We start from the raw sequence: 2,062 nt of genomic DNA on the forward strand, positions 1-2,062 counted from the left end.
GTTGGCGGAATGCCACTCCCGGCACAGATGGCCGCTGCCGGGAGTCGACTGGCCCAGCTCGTCGTTATTGATACGCTGGTCGCTGCTCTCACTCTGCGGGATAAAGAACAAAGTCGCCGGGCTGAACGGGCGGGTATTGATTTGCCCGATATGTCCTGATGCAGTTCAGCACGGTAGCAATGATTCTTACTGCTGCGGTAGCTCATGCAGTATGGAATATAGCCTCAAAATACAAGAGGGAAGACACTCTTGTGTTCGTCTGGGCGTACAGCTGTGCCTCAGCATTGCTGTGGGTCCCGTTCAGCCTCATTCTGATAGTTGAGGGACAACAGGAACTCGACTGGAGACTCGCTGTCGGCGCAGTTATCTCGTCTGCACTTCATATCGCTTATTCTCTAATCTTGCAGGCTGGCTACGAGCGCGCCGAACTGGGTGTTGTTTATCCGATTGCCCGAGGAAGTGGACCAGTTCTGACGATACTGTTTGCAACCCTTCTCATGGGAGAACGGCTTTCACCAGGCGCTTTACTCGGCGCTTTTATCGTTATCGCTGGTATTTTCGTTGTCACCGGCAATCCGTTCAGGAGCGGAAGCCGACCACTACAGGGAATGCTTTGGGGGGCAGCGACAGGCACCGCCATCGCTGGCTATACACTCTGGGACGGTTATTCGGTAATCTCTCTGCACCTGGATCCAGTGCGCTACTACGCCAGCACACTCCTGCTACAGAGTCTGATTCTTACCCCTGGTGCGATGCGGCGACGAAATCGCATTCCAACTGCTGTACGTGTGGATATCATCCCAATCCTTATCATTGCTGTATGCTCTCCCCTTGCCTACATCCTTGTACTGACAGCCATGCAGAGCATGCCATTGGCACTCGTCGCTCCTCTCAGGGAAACATCCATTATTGTCGGCTCCCTTCTTTCGTACTGGCTGTTTCGTGAAAATCATCTGGCACGCCGGATTGCCGGTGCAGTGGTGGTGCTGACCGGCGTCGCAATAATTAGCCTTTGATCGCTTCGTTGGATGCCAATCGTCGCCTTATTGTCAGCGTGGATCGTTCGTCGAAGTTCAGTTTTCATCACCAGTTTGATCGCAAAGCTATGCCACATAGCACTATTGGCTTTATAATCATTAACGGTAAAAGTGGTATTGAATAGTGATACTCCGATGCAACACATTCAACATGTAGCCTGATTCTGATAACCGCTTTCGTTAGAAATGGCTTACTCCATAGCGAGAGTTCGTGATGCTCAAAACAGAAGATCTCAACACTATGATATCAATTGATGAGATTCACTTTGCTGACTGGCAAATCTGGCCACAGCTAAGGATTCTGTTACATCGGGGTAAGCCAGTAAGAATTTCTGCCAGAGCTTTTGACGTTCTGGTTGTTCTGGCGAGTGCTGGAGGTAAAGCGGTAAGTAAAGAATCTTTACTTACTCAAGTGTGGGGAAATGAAATTGTCGAAGAAAATAATCTTCAGGCACAAATTTCAGCTATACGCCGCATACTGGATCATGACCGCCATCTACTGATTACTGAATTTGGTTGTGGTTATCGCTTTAATATCAATAAACTGCCAACTGAACCGCTCTCTAAATCAGAAATACCTGAGCCCGCTGTTACCCCTTTTCTAGCGTCGATTCTGGGGCGTGATAAAGCTGTGCAGGAATTATGCGCCTTATTGGATCAATACCGTCTGGTGACGATTACAGGCTCAGGGGGCGTGGGTAAGACTCGTTTGGCATGGGAAGTCGTCAGCCTTACACACTCGCATTTTCCTGATGGAATATGTGTGGCTGAACTGGCGCATATCACCGAAGCATCCAGCTTGCTATCTGTTATTTCACAAGCGCTCCATCTTCCATTAGCTGCCATTCATAATGATGCCGATTTACGGCAACAGCTTGCACGGCGTCGATGTTTACTGCTGATTGATAACTGTGAACATGTAATTAGTGAACTGGAACCAGTTATTACGTTTCTCCTGCACCTGGCTCCCCATATAAAACTGTTGTTGACCAGCCAGGTAGCGTTACAGGTTGCCGGCGAGCAAC

The 2,062-nt window shown here is 49.3% G+C and carries 2 protein-coding genes; both read left to right on the forward strand.

From position 1 onward, the window contains the following. Positions 1-158 precede the first annotated feature (158 nt). The gene (locus J5224_RS25650) at positions 159-1,016 is read left to right on the forward strand and encodes a DMT family transporter (RefSeq protein ID WP_264628022.1); all 858 of its coding nucleotides are present in this window, start codon (positions 159-161) and stop codon (positions 1,014-1,016) included. Positions 1,017-1,251: 235 nt separating this feature from the next. Then, positions 1,252-2,062, forward strand: an 811-nt coding sequence (locus J5224_RS25655) for a winged helix-turn-helix domain-containing protein (RefSeq protein ID WP_264628023.1), incomplete at its 3' end; no start/stop codon positions are given.

It is taken from the genome of Candidatus Symbiopectobacterium sp. NZEC135, assembly GCF_025962695.1.

Bases quoted from the DNA above. Each gene is read 5' to 3' on its own strand.
- J5224_RS25650 (WP_264628022.1), top strand. From the start codon at position 159: ATGCAGTTCAGCACGGTAGCAATGATTCTTACTGCTGCGGTAGCTCAT.